Source organism: Polaribacter sp. PL03 (assembly GCF_033875165.1).
GTDB lineage: Bacteria > Bacteroidota > Bacteroidia > Flavobacteriales > Flavobacteriaceae > Polaribacter.
In genome coordinates this window covers 586,894-608,629 of the sequence record NZ_JAWZSV010000001.1, presented here as the reverse complement: position 1 = coordinate 608,629, position 21,736 = coordinate 586,894, and the positions used below count along the sequence as shown (strand labels likewise).

At 30.3% G+C, this 21,736-nt stretch carries 19 protein-coding genes; 4 read left to right on the top strand and 15 right to left on the bottom strand.

What is annotated here, in order from left to right; translation table 11 throughout:
* Positions 1–30 precede the first annotated feature (30 nt).
* The 9 genes from SHK09_RS02725 to SHK09_RS02685 all read right to left on the bottom strand — a co-directional run bounded on the left by SHK09_RS02725 (position 31) and on the right by SHK09_RS02685 (position 10,185).
* The gene (locus SHK09_RS02725; RefSeq protein WP_319809235.1) at positions 31–813 is read right to left on the bottom strand and encodes an enoyl-CoA hydratase/isomerase family protein; all 783 of its coding nucleotides are present in this window, start codon (positions 811–813) and stop codon (positions 31–33) included.
* Positions 814–896: 83 nt separating this feature from the next.
* A complete protein-coding gene (locus SHK09_RS02720) occupies positions 897–2,306 on the bottom strand; it encodes a sensor histidine kinase (RefSeq protein WP_319809340.1) in 1,410 nt (469 codons plus the stop codon).
* Between the two features lie 171 nt (positions 2,307–2,477).
* Positions 2,478–2,735 carry a SemiSWEET family sugar transporter gene (locus SHK09_RS02715; protein ID WP_413774269.1) on the bottom strand — a complete coding sequence of 86 codons (258 nt, stop codon included), beginning with the start codon at positions 2,733–2,735 and terminating at the stop codon, positions 2,478–2,480.
* A gap of 131 nt (positions 2,736–2,866) precedes the next feature.
* The gene (locus tag SHK09_RS02710; RefSeq protein WP_319809234.1) at positions 2,867–6,220 is read right to left on the bottom strand and encodes a leucine--tRNA ligase; all 3,354 of its coding nucleotides are present in this window, start codon (positions 6,218–6,220) and stop codon (positions 2,867–2,869) included.
* 133 nt (positions 6,221–6,353) lie between these two features.
* A complete protein-coding gene (locus tag SHK09_RS02705; RefSeq protein ID WP_319809233.1) occupies positions 6,354–6,905 on the bottom strand; it encodes a DUF2911 domain-containing protein in 552 nt (183 codons plus the stop codon).
* A gap of 89 nt (positions 6,906–6,994) precedes the next feature.
* Entirely contained in the window at positions 6,995–7,111 is a 117-nt protein-coding gene (locus SHK09_RS02700; protein WP_319809232.1) for a FeoB-associated Cys-rich membrane protein, read from the bottom strand.
* Complete coding sequence (feoB, locus tag SHK09_RS02695; protein ID WP_319809231.1) at positions 7,111–9,222, bottom strand: ferrous iron transport protein B; 2,112 nt, start codon at positions 9,220–9,222, stop codon at positions 7,111–7,113. Before feoB ends, SHK09_RS02700 begins: the two co-directional genes overlap by 1 nt.
* Entirely contained in the window at positions 9,222–9,452 is a 231-nt protein-coding gene (locus SHK09_RS02690; RefSeq protein WP_319809230.1) for a FeoA family protein, read from the bottom strand. The genes feoB and SHK09_RS02690 overlap by 1 nt, the downstream gene beginning before the upstream one ends.
* Before the next feature lie 52 nt (positions 9,453–9,504).
* Entirely contained in the window at positions 9,505–10,185 is a 681-nt protein-coding gene (locus tag SHK09_RS02685; protein ID WP_319809229.1) for an SCO family protein, read from the bottom strand.
* Between the two features lie 171 nt (positions 10,186–10,356).
* Here SHK09_RS02685 and rseP point away from each other — a divergent pair, with 171 nt between their 5' ends.
* Positions 10,357–11,703 (top strand): RIP metalloprotease RseP, encoded by a 1,347-nt coding sequence (gene rseP, locus SHK09_RS02680; RefSeq protein ID WP_319809228.1) that lies wholly within the window; start codon positions 10,357–10,359, stop codon positions 11,701–11,703.
* Positions 11,704–11,767: 64 nt separating this feature from the next.
* Here rseP and SHK09_RS02675 read toward each other — a convergent pair whose 3' ends face one another.
* From SHK09_RS02675 to SHK09_RS02650, 6 genes are all read right to left on the bottom strand, one after another.
* Positions 11,768–11,923, bottom strand: a complete 156-nt coding sequence (locus tag SHK09_RS02675; protein ID WP_319809227.1) for a hypothetical protein — start codon at positions 11,921–11,923, stop codon at positions 11,768–11,770.
* A 73-nt stretch (positions 11,924–11,996) separates the two neighbouring features.
* Positions 11,997–12,863 carry a cupin-like domain-containing protein gene (locus SHK09_RS02670; RefSeq protein WP_319809226.1) on the bottom strand — a complete coding sequence of 289 codons (867 nt, stop codon included), beginning with the start codon at positions 12,861–12,863 and terminating at the stop codon, positions 11,997–11,999.
* A gap of 117 nt (positions 12,864–12,980) precedes the next feature.
* Positions 12,981–14,396, bottom strand: coding sequence for a flotillin family protein (locus SHK09_RS02665; RefSeq protein WP_319809225.1), 1,416 nt, complete (start codon positions 14,394–14,396; stop codon positions 12,981–12,983).
* Positions 14,397–14,405: 9 nt separating this feature from the next.
* Positions 14,406–14,978, bottom strand: coding sequence for a hypothetical protein (locus SHK09_RS02660; RefSeq protein ID WP_319809224.1), 573 nt, complete (start codon positions 14,976–14,978; stop codon positions 14,406–14,408).
* Between the two features lie 322 nt (positions 14,979–15,300).
* Positions 15,301–16,398, bottom strand: a complete 1,098-nt coding sequence (bioB, locus tag SHK09_RS02655; protein WP_319809223.1) for a biotin synthase BioB — start codon at positions 16,396–16,398, stop codon at positions 15,301–15,303.
* Between the two features lie 17 nt (positions 16,399–16,415).
* A complete protein-coding gene (locus SHK09_RS02650; RefSeq protein WP_319809222.1) occupies positions 16,416–18,239 on the bottom strand; it encodes a TonB-dependent receptor plug domain-containing protein in 1,824 nt (607 codons plus the stop codon).
* A gap of 75 nt (positions 18,240–18,314) precedes the next feature.
* Between SHK09_RS02650 and SHK09_RS02645 the strand changes: the two genes are divergently transcribed.
* The 3 genes from SHK09_RS02645 (at position 18,315) to SHK09_RS02635 (ending at position 21,685) form a co-directional block, all read left to right on the top strand.
* Entirely contained in the window at positions 18,315–19,826 is a 1,512-nt protein-coding gene (locus tag SHK09_RS02645; protein WP_319809221.1) for a PLP-dependent aminotransferase family protein, read from the top strand.
* A gap of 66 nt (positions 19,827–19,892) precedes the next feature.
* Positions 19,893–21,161 (top strand): Y-family DNA polymerase, encoded by a 1,269-nt coding sequence (locus tag SHK09_RS02640; protein WP_319809220.1) that lies wholly within the window; start codon positions 19,893–19,895, stop codon positions 21,159–21,161.
* Positions 21,162–21,250: 89 nt separating this feature from the next.
* Complete coding sequence (locus SHK09_RS02635) at positions 21,251–21,685, top strand: translesion error-prone DNA polymerase V autoproteolytic subunit (protein ID WP_319809219.1); 435 nt, start codon at positions 21,251–21,253, stop codon at positions 21,683–21,685.
* The last annotated feature ends 51 nt before the right edge of the window (positions 21,686–21,736 follow it).

Genomic DNA, 21,736 nt, shown 5'->3' with positions numbered 1-21,736 from the left:
TAATTGGTTCGCTTTTTTTATTTTTACTTGTTAATTTCCAGAGAAATTAGGTTTTCTCTTTTCTAAGAAAGCAGTAGTTCCTTCTTTAAAATCTTGTGTACCAAAACTCGCACCAAATGCTTCAATCTCTGTATTAAAACCATTAACACCATCTTTAAAGTTAGCATTAATAGCAACAATTGCTGCACTTATTGCAACAGGAGAATTTCTTAAAATTTTACTCGCAATCTTTTCTGCTAACGGTAACAATTCTTCTTGTGTTGTCACATGATTTACCAAACCACAATCTTTAGCATCATCTGCAGAAATCATACCGGCAGTCATAATCATTTCCATAGCTTTTCCTTTACCAACTAATTGAGGCAAACGTTGTGTACCACCATAACCTGGTATTACACCTAAAGATACTTCTGGTAAACCCATTTTCGCAGTATCAGCAGCAATTCTAAAATGACAAGCCATGGCCAATTCTAAGCCACCACCTAAAGCAAAACCATTAATTGCGGCAATTACTGGCGTTGCTAAATTCTCTACAAAATCAAATAACATTTCTTGTCCTGCTCTTGCTAACGTACTACCTTCTTCTACAGAAAAATTTGCAAATTCAGAGATATCTGCTCCAGCAACAAATGCTTTTTCTCCACTACCGGTAATAATAATTGCTTTTATATTTTCATCGCTCTCTAAAGCATCAAAAGCATGGTGTAGCTCTTCTATAGTTGCTTTATTTAAAGCATTTAATTTTTTAGGTCTATTAATTGTTATTTGTGCTAAAGCAGCCGTTTTATTTACTAAAATATTTTCAAAATTCATTTCTTATATATTTAAGATGTTACTATAAAAATTAAGGAATCTAGTTTAGGCTAAAATAGATTCTAAATTACAATTACTACATTTTATTTTTTTGGAAGAACAACGGTAAAAACTGTTCCTATACCTTCTTTAGAAGTAAAAGATATATGACCATCATAAGCTTCAATAATATTTTTTATCATTGCCAAACCTAAACCCATACCGCTAGATTTAGTTGTAAATTTTGGCTCGAATATTAAATCTTTTACATCGTCAGAAATCCCTTTTCCATTATCTGAAACTACTATTTTCACTTTACTTCCTTCAGATAAAACTTCAACATTTATTAAAGGATTTTCCTCTTTCTCCGTTGCCTGAAGTGAGTTTTTAATTAAATTAGTTACAATTCTTATAAGTTGAGTTTTGTCTAAAAAAGCATGTAATTCTTGTTCTTTGGGTTGATATTTTACCGATTTTTCATTGAAAATATCTAATGCTAATTTTACAACGCTAATTACTTCTATTTTTTCTTTTTTCTGAGTTGGCATTTTTGCAAAATCTGAAAAAGCTGAAGCAATAGAACTCATAACGTCTATTTGTTGAATTAAAGTCTGGCTATACTCTGCCAACTTCTCTTTAATATTTTCATCTTTCGGATTAAATTTTCGCTCGAAACTCTGAACCGATAAACGCATTGGTGTTAATGGATTTTTAATTTCATGCGCAACTTGTTTTGCCATCTCTCTCCAAGCCTGCTCTCGCTCACTTTTTGCTAATCTAGCTGCACTTTCCTCTAGTTGATCTATCATATTATTATAGGCATCAACTAAAACCTCTATTTCTGAACTTGCTTTATTTAAAATAATCTTCTCATTTCTCTCATTTAAACGCGTTTGTTGCATTTTATCTGAAATAGTTTTTATCGATTGGGTAATATAACTAGACAAGAAATAAGCAAATGAAATTGCTAATAAAAACATCAATAAATAAACAATACTTAATCTGTAAATAAACTCTTTTAGTTCATATTCTATTTCTGAATTGTCTTGTGTAAACTGTAATTCTAAAATACCAATTCTTTTAAATTTAGGATCATTGATATAAGAATAAGATGTCTGATAACTAATACCTTCTATTTCATTGTTTTTTAATATTCTATGGTTAGAATTTTGAGCTAAATCTGACACAATAATATCTGTTAACGGTGTACTGTCTATTTTCTCAAAAGCATTACCAAAAGAGGTCTTTAACAGCCTTCCTTCTAAATTATAAATGGTAATGTTTAATTTGTTTATAGAAGAAATCTCATAAATTCTATTCTGAAAAATTTTAGATAAATTTTCTGTATTTACAGCGTATGTAGTTTTATTTGTAAGCTCTAATTCAATTGTTTTTTTTGCAATTGCTTCTTTTCGTTCAAAACGCTGAATATTGTAGTCTTTTGTCTGCTCATCATATTGATAAACTGTTACTACCAAAATTAAAATTGATGCCAATAACACCAATAATATCATTGATAAAAAAATGCGAATTTTTAAGGAAATATTTTTAAAACGCTTCAAATTTTGTAGTTTTTATAGTTCTCATCAATAATTGTTCCTAAAGAACAAGCTTTTTTAATATTTAGCTAAAGATAACTAAATATTAAAGCCATTACAAATACTGTAATAGCTTTACTGTTTCATCTACTTGTACTTTAACTTCATTATTATTAAATATAAAGAAGAAGTTGCTGTAATACTGTTTGCTAAAATCATTGGCAAACTGTTTAAGTAAATTCCGTAAATTAACCATAAAATTATTCCAATAAAGAAAACTACAAACATTGTTAAAGACAACCCAGAAGTATCTTTTGTTTTCCATGTTTTATAAACCTGCGGTAAAAAAGATATTGTTGTTAAAAGTGCCGCAACTAAACCTATAATTTCATAAAAATTAATCATTTATTTTTTGTTTTTCAAGTGAATAAACTTCTTGTTTTATAAACAGAAATTCTACTATAAATAAGTAAGGAATCTAATGTTTAAATATTAGACTCCTTACTATTAAAATATATTTATTATTGGTTTATTAATTAACCAACGATGTTTACAATTTTACCCGGTACAATAATTACTTTTTTAGGAGTTCTACCTTCTAACTGCGCAATTGTTTTTTCATTCTCTAGTACTGCTTTTTCTATTTCTTCTTTAGATAAATCTAAAGGAAGTTCTAATGTGAAACGCATTTTACCATTAAAAGAAATAGGATAATTTTTAGCACTTTCTACCAAATGACTAGCCTCAAAAACAGGGAAATCTGCTGTAGAAATAGACTCTTTATTACCTAATTTATTCCATAATTCTTCTGCAATATGTGGTGCATAAGGAGACAATAAAACCAATAAAGGTTCTAAAATTTCTTTCTTATTACATTTTAAAGCAGTTAGTTCATTTACAGCAATCATAAATGTAGAAACAGAAGTATTAAAAGAGAAATTCTCTATATCTTCTTCTACTTTTTTAATTGTCTTGTGTAAAACTTTTAGTTCGTCTTTTGTTGCTTTTTCTTCTGAAACCTCAAAAACTTCGTCGTTAAAATAAAGTTTCCATAATTTCTTTAAGAATGATGATACACCAGAAATACCAGAAGTTTTCCAAGGTTTTGCTTGTTCTAAGGGCCCTAAAAACATTTCGAACAAACGCAATGCATCTGCACCATATTCTACAACAATATCATCTGGGTTTACAACATTGTACTTAGATTTAGACATTTTTTCTACTTCACGCCCAACTTTATAAACTCCGTCTTCTAAAATAAATTCAGCGTTTTTATAATCTGCATTTAAAGCATGATTTTTAAACCCATCTACATCTAAATCATCAGAAGCATTTACTAAAGAAACATCTGCATGTAAAGCTGTTTTAGTAATCATTACTAAATCTGCAAAATTAGGGTTCAATAATTTATTATCTAATAAATAATTTTTAACAACCGTTTCAAATTCATCATCTGAACTAAATAAGTTCTTAGAAACGAATACTGTTGGTATTTTCTCTAAAACATCATCATTAGATTTCTCTATAGAACAGCCATTTTTAACAAAAGCAGTTGCTCTATAAACAAAAGCAGAAGTTCCTAAAATCATTCCTTGATTAATCAGTTTTTTAGCAAACTCATCTACAGGTACAATTCCTTTATCGAACAAAAATTTCTGCCAAAAACGAGCATATAACAAATGCCCAGTTGCATGCTCAGAACCTCCAATATATAAATCTACTTCTTTCCAATACTCTAAAGATTCTTTACTTGCAAATTCAGCTGTGTTTGTAGCATCCATGTATCTATTAAAATACCAAGAACTTCCTGCCCACCCAGGCATTGTATTTAGTTCTAAAGGAAAAACAGTTTTGTTTTTTAACTTATCGATAGAAACAACTTTCTTCCCACGAGAATCCCAAGCCCATTCTGTTGCGTTTCCTAAAGGTGGTTTCCCGTCTTCGGTTGGCAAATATTTTTCAACTTCTGGCAACACAATTGGCAAGTGTTCTGCATCAATCATTTGTGGCATTCCGTCTTTGTAATATACAGGAAAAGGCTCTCCCCAATAACGTTGTCTACTAAAAACAGCGTCTCTTAATCTATAGTTTATTTTTCCGTAACCAAAGCCACGTTTTTCCATTTCGAAAATGGCTAACTTTAATGCTTTCTTATATTTTAATCCTGATAAAAAATCTGAATTTGCAATTTTAGTCCCGTCTTTTCCTGTGTGTGCAGCTTCAGAAATATCTACATCCTCAAAAATATTAGGAATCGGAATTCCAAAATGTTTTGCAAAATCATAATCACGTTGATCTCCACAAGGAACTGCCATAACTGCACCTGTACCGTAATTTGCTAAAACATAATCTCCAATCCAAATTTGTACCTTTTCTCCAGAAAAAGGGTGAATTGCAAATGCACCTGTAAAGGCACCCGAAATGGTTTTTACATCTGCCATTCTATCACGTTCAGAACGCTTTGCAGTTGCTTTAATATATGACTCAACATCTGTTTTTTGAGCATCTGTTGTAATTTTAGACACCAATTCATGTTCTGGTGCTAATGTCATAAAACTTACTCCGTAAATAGTATCTGGTCTTGTTGTAAAAACATCAATTTTATATTGATTTTTTACTTTTACAGCAACTTCTTTTTTAGCATTTTTATCAATTGCTTTTGGAAACTGAATTGCTGTATTTATTGTTGCAACAACTTTAAGAACGTTTTCTATTACTTCTTCATTTGTAAAATGAACTACGTTAAAACCTTCTTCTGCAAAATAACTTATTCTTGCTGCTTCATCTTCTTTACCAGAAAATTCTACAATTATATTTTTTGCTAAACAGACATAATCTACTAAAAATGTACCAATAGTATATTTTTTTCTAAATTTTGCTGCTCCTTTTTTATTCTTTAATTCGTCCCAAAGTACTGTTTCTGCTTTCGATAAATTCTGACGTAATTCTTTTAAAGCTTCTAATTCTTTGTAAGATAATTTTACTTCAGAAGAAACTGTTTCAGAGCCATTTGCCACATCAAAAGAAACCATTGCTCCTTGCGATCTACCAATCCAATTTGTTTGAGAATCTTTTAAAGGTTGTGGCCAATCGATTGTTTCTAAACCATCTAACAAACGTTGTGCATACGCAGAAATTCGCATAGACCATTGTGTCATCTTTTTACGAACAACTGGGTGACTTCCTCTTTCAGATACTCCGTTTACAATTTCGTCATTTGCCAAAACCGTTCCTAAACCAGGACACCAGTTTACTTCTGTATCCGACAAAAATGTTAAACGATATTGTAATAAAATTTCTTCTTGTTCTTTTGTTGAAAACGCTTTCCATTGTTCTGCAGAAAAAACAGTTATGTCTTCATCTGAAACTGCATTTACAGCTTTATTACCTGCTGTTTTAAATATTTTTTCTAAAGTAGAAATATCTTCTGCTTTATCTGTGTCTTTATTATACCAAGAATTAAAAAGTTGAATAAAGATCCACTGAGTCCATTTATAATATTCAGGGTTTGAAGTTCTCACTTCTCTGCTCCAATCGAAAGAAAAACCAATCTTATCTAATTGTTTTCTATACGTTGTAATATTTGCTTCTGTAGTTTTTGCTGGGTGTTGCCCTGTTTGAATTGCATATTGTTCTGCTGGCAAACCAAAAGAATCATACCCTTGTGGGTGTAATACGTTAAACCCTTTATGACGTTTGTAACGCGCATAAATATCACTTGCAATGTACCCTAAAGGATGCCCTACATGTAAACCTGCTCCACTTGGATAAGGAAACATATCTAACACGTAATATTTTGGTTTTTCAGAATTATTTTCGGCTTTAAAAGTTTCGTTTTCTGCCCAAAACTTTTGCCAATTTTCTTCTATTTCTTGATGATTGTATTGCATTTGATTCTTTTGTTAAAGTGCGCAAATTTACATTTATTCTAGTAAAGATTATAATTTGTAAACTGCTAAATTTTAGACAAAAAAAAACCACAAACAAAGTTTGTGGTTTTTTAAATATTATTAAGAAAAAAAATTATTCTTCTATAATTTCTTGGCTAATTGCTACAGAAACTACTGTATTTGCCCAACCCATTTTTAAAGTCATGTCTTTATCAAACATCATAGAAAATGCTTCTATCTTTTTTTCTGATTTAGAAACTGTTCCTGGAACTCGAACAACATCTTCTTCTTGTTTGTAAGAATAATGACCCCAAACATTTTTTGCTGTACTTAAAATAACTGTCCAATCTCCTTCTGTAGTTGGTATTGTAAATAGAGAATAAGAACCTGCTTTTACTTTTTCACCTCCAAAAACAACATCTTTATAAAATGTAATTTCTGCTGCTTCGTTTGCTCCTGTTCTCCAAACCTTATCTACTGGCGCTAATTTTGCTAAATCTCGTCCTTTTAATTGAGGTCTACCATATACTACCTTCGCTACTTTGTTAGATTCTCTCCAATTATCTGGAAACGTAGAAGCATCCATAGGGCTTACATCTAATTTTTTCCAAGATTGTGCAAAAGTTTCTGTTGAGCTAATTAATGTAATTGCAAAAACTGCAATTGCTAAAATTGATTTTTTCATTTTTAAATGTTTTTTATTAAGTTGTATATTTCAAGTCTATCAAAAGTATAAATCATTACAAGAAAATGCTATTATTTTCTGTTAACTTTCTAATGGCAATCGCAACCTGTACTACAGTCTCCTTTTTTCTTTGATGAAAATACGTATTTTTTCAACAAAAAAAGTACTGCTAAAATTAATAATAAGTAAACAATAATTTCTTGCATTAGCTTAATATTTGATACACAATAAATGAGGAAACATATGCCAATAAAGCCATACCAAACAGTTGTATTAAAGGCCATTTCCAAGTTTTAGTTTCTCTTTTTACAATAGCCAAAGTTGCCATACATTGCATTGCAAAAGCGTAAAAAACCATTAAAGACATACCTACAGGAAAGTTAAAACGACTTTTACCTGTATCTGGGTTTATCTCTGAACGCATTTTCTCTTTAATAGTTGCCGTATCTTCATCATCTGAACCTACACTATAAATAGTTGCTAAAGTTCCTACAAAGACCTCACGAGCAGCAAAAGACGTAATTAAAGCAATACCAATTTTCCAATCATAACCCAAAGGTTTAATTGCTGGTTCTATAGCTTTACCCATAATACCAATGTAAGAATTTTCTAATTTTACAGAGGCTATTTTCTGATTTAACTCGTCTTCATTTAGATTTTTGTTTTCTAAATTAGCAATAGTATTTTTTTCTGCATTTTTGTAAGAATCTGGCCCGTTAGATGCTAAAAACCATAATACAATAGACAATGCTAAAATTATTTTTCCTGCTCCAAAAACAAATGCTTTTGTCTTTTCTATAACATCGAAAAATACATTTTTTACAGATGGTATTTTATAATTAGGCATTTCAATTACAAAAAATGATTTCGATTTTACCTTTAATGTTTTATGTAAAATGTATGCCGCAATTATAGCAGTTGCAAAACCTAAACCATATAAAGACAATAAAACTAAGCCTTGTAAATTTAAGAAACCAAATATTTTTGTATTGGGTATTATTAAGGAAATTAAAATTGCATACACTGGCAAACGTGCAGAACAGGTTGTAAAAGGTGTTACCAAAATGGTAATTAAACGCTCTTTCCAACTAGAAATAGTTCTGGTTGCCATAATTGCTGGTATTGCACATGCAGTTCCAGAAATTAACGGAATTACACTTTTACCATTCATACCAAAGCGACGCATAATTTTATCCATTAGAAAAACTACACGACTCATATAACCAGTTTCTTCTAAAACAGCTATAAATAAAAACAAAATAGCTATTTGAGGTATAAAAATTATAACACCTCCAATTCCAGGTATAATTCCTTCTACTAACAAGTCTGTAAAAACGCCTGGTGATAATTTATTTCTAACAAAGTCAGATAATTCTGCAAAAGTACCGTCAATAAAATCCATAGGTACAGTTGCCCAATCGAAAACAGATTGAAAAATTACCAATAAAATAAGGAAGAAAATTGCGTATCCAAAAATCTTATGAGTAAAAACTTTATCTAACTTAGCTCTTACATCTGTAGCTTTACTTTTATCTACAATATAGGTTTTCTTTAAAATTTTATTAATTTCTTGATAACGGTAAATAGTTTCTTTATGTTGATATTTTTTTAACTTCGAAACGTCTTGTTTAAAAGCTAAAAGTTTCTCTTTTTCTTCTTTACTAACCGTTTCTGGATAGTTATTTTGAGTAACCATTAACCACAATTCGTACAAAGAATAGTTTGGACTAATTTCTTTTAATTTTGAAAAATAATCTGGATCTATTTTAGAATTTATTCCGCATAAAGGAGAAGCTTTTGCTGCAACATGGCAACGAATTATTGCCGCTTTTACGCTATCTATTCCTTGGTTTTTTCTTGCACTAATTAAAACAACTTCTGTATTTAATTCTTTTTCTAATGCAGATAAGTCTATAGTAATTCCTTTTTTAGTCATTTGATCTACCATATTGATAGCCAAAACCGTTGGAATTTCTAAATCTTTAATTTGTGAAAAAAGTAATAAGTTTCTTTTTAAATTCTCTACATCTGCAACTACTAAAATTACATCTGGCGATTCTTTAATATCTTTTTTAAGTAATGTTTTTAAAACAATACTTTCATCTATAGAAGTTGGGTTTATACTGTACGTTCCTGGTAAATCTGTAATTAATGCATTTTGGGTTGCAGATAATTTACTTGTACCTTGTTTCTTGTCTACAGTTACTCCTGGGTAATTACCAACTTTCTGATTTAAACCTGTAAGTTGATTAAATAGTGAGGTTTTACCTGTATTTGGGTTACCAATTAAAGCAACTTTTATATCGTTTTTAGACATTACAAACTTGCTTTTAAGATTTTTATTTTTGAGGCGGTTTCTTTTCTAATTGCCAAATGACTTCCGTTTACACAGATATACAAAGGGTCTTTTAATGGCGCTATTTGCACCAATTCTACCTCAGCTCCTGGTAAACAGCCCATTTCCAGTAATTTTAACGGAATAAAATCTAAAGATTCTTCAGAAATATACCCCATTTCACCAATATGTAAAGATGCAATTGTACTCAACGTTTTTTATTTGGAAAGCAAAGATAACCATTTAGAATCATTCTAAACAATTTTATTGAGAAGCATATTCTTCCTTTAACAAAACAATATCATTTTTCAACTTTGCCATATCTTCTTTTTCAGTACCATCGTAATACCCACGAATGCGTCTTTGTTTGTCTACCAAAACAAATTGTTCTGTATGAATAAAATCGTTTTCATCTCCATTTCCTTCATCTAAAACAGCAAAGTAACTTTTTCTAGCAAGCTCGTAAATATGTTTTTTAGAACCTGTTGTAACGTTCCATTTTCCATCAACTACTCCTTTTCTTTCAGCATATTCTTTTAACACAGAAACACTGTCTATAACAGGTGTTACAGAATGAGATAAGAACATAATATCATCATCATTTTTATAAAAATCTTGCAGTTCGCTCATATTATAAGCCATTGCAATACAAATTGTTTGGCAACGTGTAAAAAAGAAATCTGCTACATAAATTTTATTTTCATAATTTTTATTAATGATAATTTCTCCGTTTTGGTTGGTTAATTTAAAATCTGCAATTGTATGGTCTTTAGTAATATGCTTCATAGAAAAATCTACCAAACGTGGGTTTACATCTGCAGGATTATAAATTTTTAATTTTGAATCTACTTTTAACAAATGATAAAAAACAGGAATAACAACAGCAGAAAATACTATTAAAAATATAATTGTAGGTATTGATTTTTTAAAGAATTTAATCTCCATAATATGCGTTTATTTTACAAAAATACGACTTAAAAAACCGCTAAAAAAGCAAACAAAAACAAAAGCTATCTAAAATCTTTGTTAAAATAAAAAAGCAACCTTTAATAGTTCTTTTACAACTACCTTGAAAACCTTACATTTGTTTCTTTTTTAAATCTGATTTAACGCTGAATGGAAATATTAATAAAAGCATCTCAATTTATACTAAGTTTATCTTTACTAATTGTTTTGCACGAATTAGGGCATTTTATCCCTGCAAAATTATTTAAAACAAGAGTAGAAAAATTCTACTTATTCTTCGATTATAAATTTTCAATTTTCAAGAAAAAAATTGGTGATACCGTTTATGGTATTGGTTGGATTCCTTTAGGAGGTTATGTAAAAATCTCTGGAATGATAGACGAAAGTATGGATACTGAGCAAATGGCTTTACCACCACAACCTTGGGAATTTCGTTCTAAACCTGCGTGGCAACGCCTAATTATTATGTTAGGTGGTGTTTTTGTAAACTTTGTCTTAGGAATATTTATCTACATTATGTTAATGTGGGTTTATGGTGAAAGATATTTACCAAACGAAAATGTAAAAGATGGGGTTTGGGTAGAAAATAAATTAGCAGAAAATTTAGGTTTAAAAACCGGAGACAAAATATTGACTGTTGATGGTCAGAAAGTTAAAAAATTCTCTGGTTTATCTTTAGAATTTATTAACGGAAACAATTACCAAGTTGAAAGAAACGGAGAAGTTTTAGACAAAGAAATTCCAGAAGACTTTATTTCTCAATTAATGGATAGAAGTAAAGATGCCGGTCGTTTTTTAAATGTAAGATATCCGTTTGTAATTGCACAAGTACAAAAAGACTCTTTAAATGGAACCTCGAATATTCTGCCTAAAGACATCGTTACAGCAATTAATGGAAGCCCTATTAAGTATTATGACGAAGCTAAAGGAGAATTAGCAAAATACAAAGGGAAAGATATCTCTATAACAGTAAAAAGAGGAACAAGTTCAAAAGAAATACCTGTTAAGGTTTCTAACTACGGAAACATTGGTGTTGTTTTTACAGCAATTCCTTTTAAAGATTTAGAAAAATTAGGTTACTATAATTTAGCAGATAAAGAATATACTTTTGCAGAAGCAGTACCAGCAGGTTTAAATAAATCTTGGAAAACTCTTACAGACTATATTAAACAATTAAAAAAGATTTTTAACCCAAGCACTGGTGCTTATAAAGGTTTAGGTGGTTTTATTTCTATTGGAAGTATTTTTCCTGATGAGTTTAGTGCAGAATCTTTTTGGAATATTACAGCTTTCCTATCTATTATGTTAGGGTTTATGAACTTATTACCAATACCAGCTTTAGATGGTGGTCATGTAGTTTTTACCCTTTGGGAAATGATTACGGGTAGAAAACCTGGAGATAAATTCTTAGAATATGCACAAGTAACTGGTTTTATCCTTTTAATAGCATTATTACTTTTTGCAAACGGAAATGATATTTTTAGACTCTTTAAATGATAATTTAAAGTTCTAAACTTTATACAAAAAAGCCTCACATTTATAATTGTGAGGCTTTTTTATTTTATATTTTTAATGATATATTAATAATAGAAAACCAAGTATACTCTGTGTTACATTTATCACAAGCATACCCTTTACTTCCCGGTATTAACCTTGCAATTCCTTTTCTTCTCATTCTGTGCTTAGACTCAGATTTACACTTTGGGCAAGCTTTCATAATAAAATATTTAATTTAGTTAGCGCATTATAATTAAAACGACGCACGTAATTTTAAGTAAAATCACCCAATTTTAAATCTTATTCTCTTTATTTGTTTTAAGTATTGCTTTTTTATTTTTCCAATCAATCCATTTCTGTCCTTTAATTCTTCTCATAAGATTATCAATAACTCTCATTACAAGTACATTGTAAATTGCCTTCGACAAGTTTTTAGGCTTTCTTGTAATTGCTCTTAAACTCATAGAAAAACCTGGCGTAATGTATTTCATATAATGCCAATAACCTTCTGGCATATATAAAATTTGACCATGTTCTAAATTTGTTTTATAGCCTTTTGCTTGCTTTAAAGCTGGCCATTTATTAAAATCTGGCTTAGAGAAGTCGATATCTTCTCTCACAATTAAAGAATACGGAATCTTATACAAATGCTTGTTTTGCTTTTGATCGAATAAAATAACTTCTTTTTTTCCTTCGAAATGAAAATGAAAAATATTCGCCAAATCGATATCATAATGCATAAACGTATGAGAGTTAGTTCCACCAAAAAATAGCATTGGTAAACCTTTCATTAATCGTAAACCAAAATCTGGAAACTTAAAATCTTTTTGTAAAACAGGCACTTCTTTTAAAATATTCCATAAAAAGATTCTAAACTTTGTAGGTTCTCGTTTTAGCAAATCTACATAATCAGACATTTTCATTTTTGCATGTGGCTCATTAAAACCATCTTTAAAATCTACTGGTCTATCGTCATACAAAGGCACTACTTTGTCTCCTGCAACCTGTTTTATGTATTCTAAATTCCATTTAGAATATGCAGGCCAATCTTTTATAAAGGCTTCTATTACCAAAGGTTTCTGTGGCTTAAAATAGTTTTTTATAAAATCTTCTTTGGTTATAGTTTTTACACGATCTATTTCAGATAAGTTTAACCTCATAATCTCAAAAATTAAGATGCAAAGTTAATAAATTGTATAGTAAACAGTTTAAAAAAAAGAAAAACCATCATTCAGAATATGAATGATGGTTTCATTAGAACTTCTATTTTTAATAGCTTAGTTATCTTTAGTATCAATAACCTCTGCAGGTAATTCTGTAGAAATATCTTTTCCTTTTAAATAACTTGGTAATTCCATACCTGCCATATTAAACATTTCTTGTAATGGTGGTACTGCTTTATACATTCCAGAAATAAAGTTAGAAGTTGATGTTTTTCCATCTGCTCCTCCTCCGTTTTCCCAAACAGTAACTTTATCAATCTTAATATTCTTAATTGCTTCGGCTTGTATTTTTACTAATTCTGGTAACTTATCTGCAATTAATAACAATGCAGCGTTTTGAGAATCGTTTCCTGCTGCTTTTACAATTTGATCTAAACCTGCTGCTTGTTTTGTTAAAACTTCATATAAACCTTGTGCTTCTGCTTGTGCTTTAAATAAAATTGCATCTGCTTCTCCTTTTGCAATTCTTCTAATATTTTCTGCGGTTGCTTCTGCATCAATTTCTACTTTTCGTTTGTCTATTTCTGCCGGTACAATAATATCTGCTAATTGAGAAGAACGTTCTCTTTCTGCTCTTGCAAGTTCTGCTTCTTGCTCTGCTGCATAAGATTCTTTTAATGCGTTTGCTGTTTGTACTTTTTCTGATGCAATTGCTGTACGTTCTGCCTCTGCTTCTCTTTGTCTTCTTAAAGAATCTGAATTTGCAACCGCAATTTTCGCTTTATTTTCTCCTTCTACTGCTTGTGCATTTGCTGCTGCAACTTGGCTTCTTTCATCTTGTACCGCATTTGCTTCACCAATAGAACCATCTCTAGTTTTTTCTGCTACAGACTTTCTTGCTGCGTTAATTGCATGCGCTGCTGCTTCTTTACCTAAAGCTTCGATATAACCAGATTCATCAACTATATCTGTAATATTTACGTTAATTAATTTTAAACCTACTTTCTTTAACTCTGTTTCTACACTTTGCGAAATGTTGGTTAAAAACTTATCACGATCATTATTAATTTCTTCAATATCCATTGATGCAACCACCAAACGTAACTGACCAAATATAATTTCTTGTGCTAAATCTTGAATTTCATTTTGCCCTAAACCTAATAATCTTTCTGCAGCATTTTGCATAATTCCTGGTTCTGTAGAAATACCAATTGTAAATCTACTTGGTACATTTACACGAATATTTTGCTTAGAAAGTGCATTTACCAAATTCACTTCAATAGAAATTGGTGTTAAATCTAAAAATTCATAATCTTGAATTACGGGAAAAATAAACGCGGCTCCACCATGAATACATTTAGCAGATTCGCCTCCACTAACTTTTCCATAAACAACCAAAATTCTGTCTGACGGACATCTCTTATAACGTTTTATCATTGCAATTAACAATATAAAAACAAAGAGAATTGCAATTCCAATTCCTATTAATCCGGCGTATTGACTAGTTTGTAATACAATAAAATTTAGCATAGTTTTTTTTTAGTTTTGAGGTTCGATAATTAATGTTCCGTTGTTAGTTACTTCTATTACTTTTATAATTTTTCCTTGTCTTAAATCTTCATTATGGTCTGTTAAAGCTTCTAATTCTCTTAAAGCTCCCTGAATTTTAATTTGAATTTTACCTGTTCTAGACCTGTTTGCTCCTACGGTTAAATAAACTTCACCAATAGAGTTTAAGGCATTCTTCATTTTTAAAGTTCCGCTAGAAGTTAATTTACTGATGTAATAAAATAATGCTGCCATTACAAACATCATTATCAAACCACAAAACACAGAAATAATTACAGTAACTACTTTAGAATTTCCTGCATCCATACTAGCAATACCACTCCAACCAAAAATAGCAAAAAAAGCAACTAAGTTTTTCAATGTAAAAAACTGAAAACCGGCTCCTGTATCTCCATCTATTTCTGCATCGACATCTCCAATATCATCTGTATCTGCACCAATTATTGTGGTTATTAAAACCAACAAAAACATAAATGTAGAAACTCCTGTAATTACCCAATAAGTCTTTTGAAAAGATGTTAATTCTTGAAACCATTCCATCATAGCAGTTTGTTTTAAAAAGTGAATAAATATAAAGTTTTTTGACTGAATAGAACACGTTATTCTATCATTATAAAGAGAAACTCCTTTTTACTAAAATCAATTTTTAAAAACGCTGTTTGGTTGGTTTTAAATTTTAATGAGCACCTTTTTTATTCTAGAAATAATAAGATTAAAGTGTTTAAGTATTGTTGAGCTTCTCTTATTAGTAGCCTAAAGTTTTATTTTGTTACATAATTTTTCAAAAAAAAGAAGCCTTAATAAAAATATCAAGGCTTCTTTAAATTATATAATTTTCTAATTGTAAAATAAATAGTCTCTTTTTTTAACCTTTTAGAATCTTACCTTTTTGTTTCGCTGCTTCATTTCTAACTATTTTATGGTCTGGTCTAGTCCATTTTGGCTTTTCTTCTAAAGATTTATACTTAGAATCTTCTGCAGCAACTGTTTCTGGTTGAACCTTTTTAGTAAATGGCTTTTGAGGGTTTAAACCTAATAACTTAAACATCTTCATATCTTCATTTACATCTGGGTTTGGAGTTGTTAATAATTTATCTCCAGCAAAAATAGAATTTGCCCCAGCAAAGAAACACATTGCTTGCCCTTCTCTACTCATTTGAGTTCTACCTGCAGATAAACGAACCTGTGTTTCTGGTAAAACAATTCTAGTGGTAGCAACCATTCTAATCATGTCCCAAATTTCTACTGGTTTTTCATCTTCTAAAGGCGTTCCTTCAACCGCAACTAACGCATTAATTGGTGTAGATTCTGGTTGCGGATTTAAAGTAGACAAGGCAACTAACATGCCTGCTCTATCCAATGCAGATTCTCCCATACCAATAATTCCGCCAGAACAAACCGTAACATTCGTTTTACGCACATTACTTATAGTATCTAATCTGTCTTGGTAACCTCTTGTAGAAATTACTTCTTTGTAATATTCTTCAGACGAATCTAAATTATGATTATATGCATACAAACCTGCTTCTGCCAATCTTTTAGCCTGATTTTCGGTTACCATACCTAAAGTACAACAAACCTCCATATCTAAATTATTTACGGTTCTAACCATATCTAAAACGCTATCAAATTCTGGCCCATCTTTTACATTTCTCCACGCAGCTCCCATACAAACACGAGAACTTCCGCTTTCTTTTGCTCTTAATACTTGTGCCTTTACCTGGTTTACGGTCATTAAATCATTACCCTCTACATTGGTATGATATCTTGCTGCTTGTGGGCAATACCCACAATCTTCTGAACAACCACCTGTTTTTATAGATAATAAAGTAGATACCTGCACCACATTAGGATCATGTTGTTTTCTATGAACTGTAGCAGCCTCATATAACAACTCCATTAATGGTTTATTATAAATTTCTAAAACCTCTTCTTTTGTCCAATTATGCCTTACTTCACTCATAATTAATTTTTTATTTATTAAAAACCGTAACGCAACCCGAATAAAACATTACTTGGTGGCATTGGTACAAAACCAGATTCTATATAATCTGCATTAAAAATATTATTAGCAGTTACTGTAAAACTAATTTTATTAACATCTACAATTATAGAAGCATCCCAAACATTATAACTTGTACCAACAGTTCTTTGTGCATGTTTGTAAATAATATTTTGTCTTACATTTTTAAATAATTTTGAAGAAAAACGTGTTATAAATTGATGTTTTAACGTGTTTAAAGAATAACGAGATAAATCTTTATTTTGTTCTAAAATATTATCATTTAAATAGTTGTAACCAAAAGATAAAGTTTGATTAAACTCATTTAATTTAAAACGATAATCTGTATTTACCTCAAAACCTTGGGTATTTACTTTTGCTATGTTTGTTGCTGTAAATTTAGAATCTGTTGTATTCTGACGAATAAAATCAATTAAATTAGTAGCATCTCTATTAAAAACAGCAATAGAAGACGTAAACCTTCCTGTATTATATTTTAATCCTATTTCCTGAGCAAAAGCTTCTTCTGGTTTTAAATTTGGGTTTCCAATTGTACTTCTATCATTATAATACAAATCTGTGTATGTAGGTATTCTGTATGTAATACCTAAGTTCCCATACGCTTTTAAGTTATCTGTTAATTTAAAACCAATATCTAAACCAGGAAAAGCTTGAAATTTAAAATCAGAGAAATAAGTAACAGCAACACCTGGTGTAATATCTATTTTACCATCTGCCAATTTAAAACGGTGCTCTAAGAACAAGTTTGCCATGGTTCTGTCTCTCTTACCTAAATTATTACTACTAATAGAAACTCTAGAAACATCTATACCAAAACCTGTAATACCTAAATTAGATGTGTAAGAAGCATTTGTTTCTACACCTACTTTATTTGTAGTATGTAGATTTCTAAAAAAACTTGGATCGTCTCTTTTCAAAAGAAAAATATCCTGTCCTCTTCTCCAATAAACTCTAGGTGTAATCTTAAATTTTTCTGTTCTAAAAGTTGTAGAAACTCCTAATAAACTGTTTTGTGTTTCTTCATATTCATTAAAACCAAAAGCTTCTGGTGTATAGAAATTTTGTGCTCCAAATTTTTTATCGAAAAAAGTAGCTAAAACTTCTATTGCTTGTTTTTTCTTATTAAAAACTCCTTTTAATACATAGTTATAATTGTTATAATCAGAATTTTCTCTATACCCATCTGAAGTTAAAACACCAACATGTGCTATTATTGAAGCATTTTCGAATTCTTTACCAACCGTTACAGAACCATTTAATTGCCCAAAAGAACCTGCTTCAATATTTGCAGAAACCGTATTTTCTAACTTCTTTTTAGTTACAATATTTATAGCTCCTGTAAATGCATTCTGTCCAAAAACTCTTGCTGCAGGACCTTTAATAATCTCTATTCTTTCGATAACTTCAATTGGTAAAGCTGCATTTAAGGTATGATGTCCTGTTTGTGCATCATCCATCTTAATACCATCAATTAAAAGTAATGTTTGATCGAAACCACCACCTCTAATGTATAAATCTGCTTGACTTCCTGCTGTTCCTCTTCTTCTAATATCTACACCTGCAACTTGTTGTAATAAATCTGCAACATTTGTAGCAGCACTATTTTTAATAGCTACAGCACTAATTACTTCTATAGTTCTAGAATTTTCTTTAAATGGTAAATCTATTCTAGTAGATTTTATTAAAATAGTATCTAATCTTTGTACTTCTTTTTTTTCTTGGGAAAACAAAGTGGTTTGCAATACTAAAAATGCGATAAATAAAATTTTATTTTGATTCATTTTAATTGTTATTTTAATTTTAAAACGCTGCAAAAGTCGTAACTTTCCGGACGACTAAACTAGTCCAGTTTTAAAATGATAGATAGTCCGGTTATTGCGCTTTTTAAACAACTAATCGATTTTGATAAATCGATACCTCAACCTGTTTACATACAAGTATCTCAGCAAATTATAAATGCAATACAACGAAGGTATTTAGTTAAAGGTACCATTTTACCAGGAACACGTATCTTAGGTAAAACCTTAAAAATTCATAGAAATACGGCAGTTGCTATTTACGAAGAGTTGGCCTCACAAGGTTGGGTAGAAATTATACCTAATAAAGGCACGTTTGTTTTAGAGCCAGAGGAAAAATCATCAAAAATAAAAGCACCTTCTCAAAAAATAAATCAGGCATATACATCTGCAAAATCAACCGGTTTTCCTTTTCAAAAATCATTTCATTTAGCATCTACAACTCAACTAACAACAGCGAAGTATACTATTAATGATGGAAAACCAGATTTACGTCTACATCCTGTGCATGAATTTACAAGATGGTACAGCGCTGCTATGAAGCGAAAAACGCTGATAAAAAAATGGAACAGACCTAATGAATCTTCCTATTCTTTATTTCAAACGCAACTTTGTAACTATTTAAATGCAACGAGAGGTTTTCATATAAACCCAAATAACTTAATAAATACACGTAGTACAGAAATGAGTTTGTACATCGTTTCTCAATTATTAATAAAACAAAATGACCTTGTTTTAGTGGGTAATTTAAGTAATTATGCCGCTAATATGATTTTTCAAGAAGCCAACGCAACTATTAAAACAATTCCTGTAGACGCTAATGGTTTAGATGTAGATTATATTCGAAAACATTTTATAAAAGGAAGTATTAGATGTGTGTATGTCTGTGCACATAGAGATTACCCAACCATGGTAAAATTAAGTGTAGAGCGCCGTTTGGCTTTATTACAATTAGCTGCAGCATATGGTTTTGCTATTATTGAAGATGATTACGATTACGATTTTCAGTTTGAAGGTTCTGCAATGTTACCAATGGCAAGTGCAGACACAAACGGAATGGTTATTTACTTAGGAAAACTGGGCCAATCCTTATTCCCTAGTTTTCAAACAGGATTTGTAGTTGCTCCAGAAAATTTAATTTCGGAAGCAAACAATTATTTACAGCTACTAGACAAACAAGGCGATTTAATTCAAGAACAAATGTTGTCTGAATTAATTAATGAAGGTGAAATTTATCGCCTCATGAAAAAAAACATTGTTATCTATAAACAAAGACGAGATTGTTTGTGTAAACTCTTAAAGCACTATTTTTCTGAAACGGCAAAATGGGAAATTCCTTCTGGCGGATTATCAATTTGGTTACAATTTCAATCTAAAATATCGTTAGTAAAACTAGCTGAAGAAGCAGAAAAAAACGACTTGTTTCTACCAAAAACAATTTTGTATCAAGATAAAAACACGTGTGCAATCCGTTTTGGTTTTGGTCATTTAGCGGTAGAAGAAATAGAGATTGTTATTATAAAGTTAAAAAGTGCTTATAATAAGGTTACTAAGAAATCTATAAAAAATTAGTTTCCTTTCGAAGATTAAGATATTAACAATGCCATTTCGCTTGCTATTTTTTGATACTTTTATAGCATGTTTGCACTTATAGATTGTAATAATTTTTATGCCTCTTGTGAGCGGGTTTTTAACCCAAACTTAAAAGGAAAACCAGTTGCTATTTTAAGTAATAATGATGGTTGCGTTATTTCTATGAGCGATGAAGCTAAGAAATTACAACTGCCTTTTGGTGCGCCTATTTTTAAGTGGGATACTTTTTGTAAAGCAAATAATATTACAGTTTTATCTTCAAATTACCCTTTGTACGGAGACATGAGTGCTCGAGTAATGAATATTTTGGCAGATTTTTCGCCAGATGTAGAAGTGTATTCTATTGATGAATCTTTTTTAGAATTAAAGGGTTTCGAAAATTATAATTTAGAGGAATATGCTACAAAAATTAGAAGTCGGGTTTTAAAATGGACAGGAATACCAACTTGCGTTGGCATTGCACCAACCAAAGCACTTACTAAAGTTGCCAACAAAATTGCGCGTTCTAACATAAAACAGTCGAAAGGTATTTGTATTATAGATTCTGATGAAAAAAGAATTAAAGCTTTAAAGTGGACAAAAATTGGTAACGTTTGGGGAATTGGAAGTCGTTTAAAAAAACGCTTGCAAGACAAAGGTTGCATCACTGCATATGATTTTACACAACTTTCTAGCGATTGGGTTTTAAAAGAATTTTCTATTGTAGCATGGCGTTTGCAAAAAGATTTACAAGGCATTTCTAAAATACCTTTAGAAGATGCTGTTTCTTCTAAAAAGATGATTGCAACCACAAGAAGTTTCGAGTATACTTATTCGGATATTGATAATATAAAAGAACGTATTTCTACCTTTGCAGCTAGATGTGCAGAAAAATTAAGAAAACAAGAATCGAGTTGTCACATGTTAATTGTACAACTTTCTAGCGATCGTCATAAAAAAGATTTTCAACAACATAGAGAAAGTACAACCGTTGTTTTTTCTTCTCCTACAGATTCTACTTTAACCATTGCGAATGCTGCTGTAGAAGCTGTAAAAAGTATTTTTAAAACGGGTATTAAATATAAAAGAGCAGGTGTTATTGTTACTGGTTTAGTGCCAAATGATAATTTTCAGTTGAATTTATTTTCAAGCGAAAACCCAAAACACAAACCTTTAATGTCTGCAATTGATAAACTAAACAAAAAGTTTAAATCAGATAAAATTAAATTAGGTAATCAAGATTTAAATCGCACTTGGAAAATGCGTCAAGAGCGTTTATCAAAAAAATTTACAACCAATATTAATGACGTTTTAATTGTAAAAACGTCTAAATAACCTTTCCTATAAGTAATAATTACAAGACAATATTTTAATTATAAAATAATAGTGAGAACATTTAAAGAAAAGTTATAATTTGCATTCAAATGGAAACATCTAAAACACTTACTTTTTTTACACCTAAAACATCGTCTGGTAATGGTGCTGTTTTTGTTGATGTTGGCATTTCTGCTGGTTTTCCTTCTCCTGCAGACGATTTTAGAGAAACTAGAATTTCTTTAGATGACGAACTTATACAAAATAAAGATGCTACTTTTTTTGCTAAGGTAAAAGGACAATCTATGATTGGTGCTGGCTTAGATGATAACGATTTATTAGTAATAGACAGAAGTTTAGAACCTGAAAACAATAAAATTGCTGTTTGTTTTTTAGATGGCGAGTTCACTGTAAAAAGACTTCGTGTAGAAAAAAATGAAGTTTGGTTACAACCAGAAAACATTAATTATCCTATTATAAAAATTACAGAAGATAATGATTTTATGATTTGGGGAATAGTAACAAGCGTCATAAAAAAAGTATAATTTTCTACTTCCTTTCCTATTATTTTCAAGAAAAATAATACCTTTATTTCT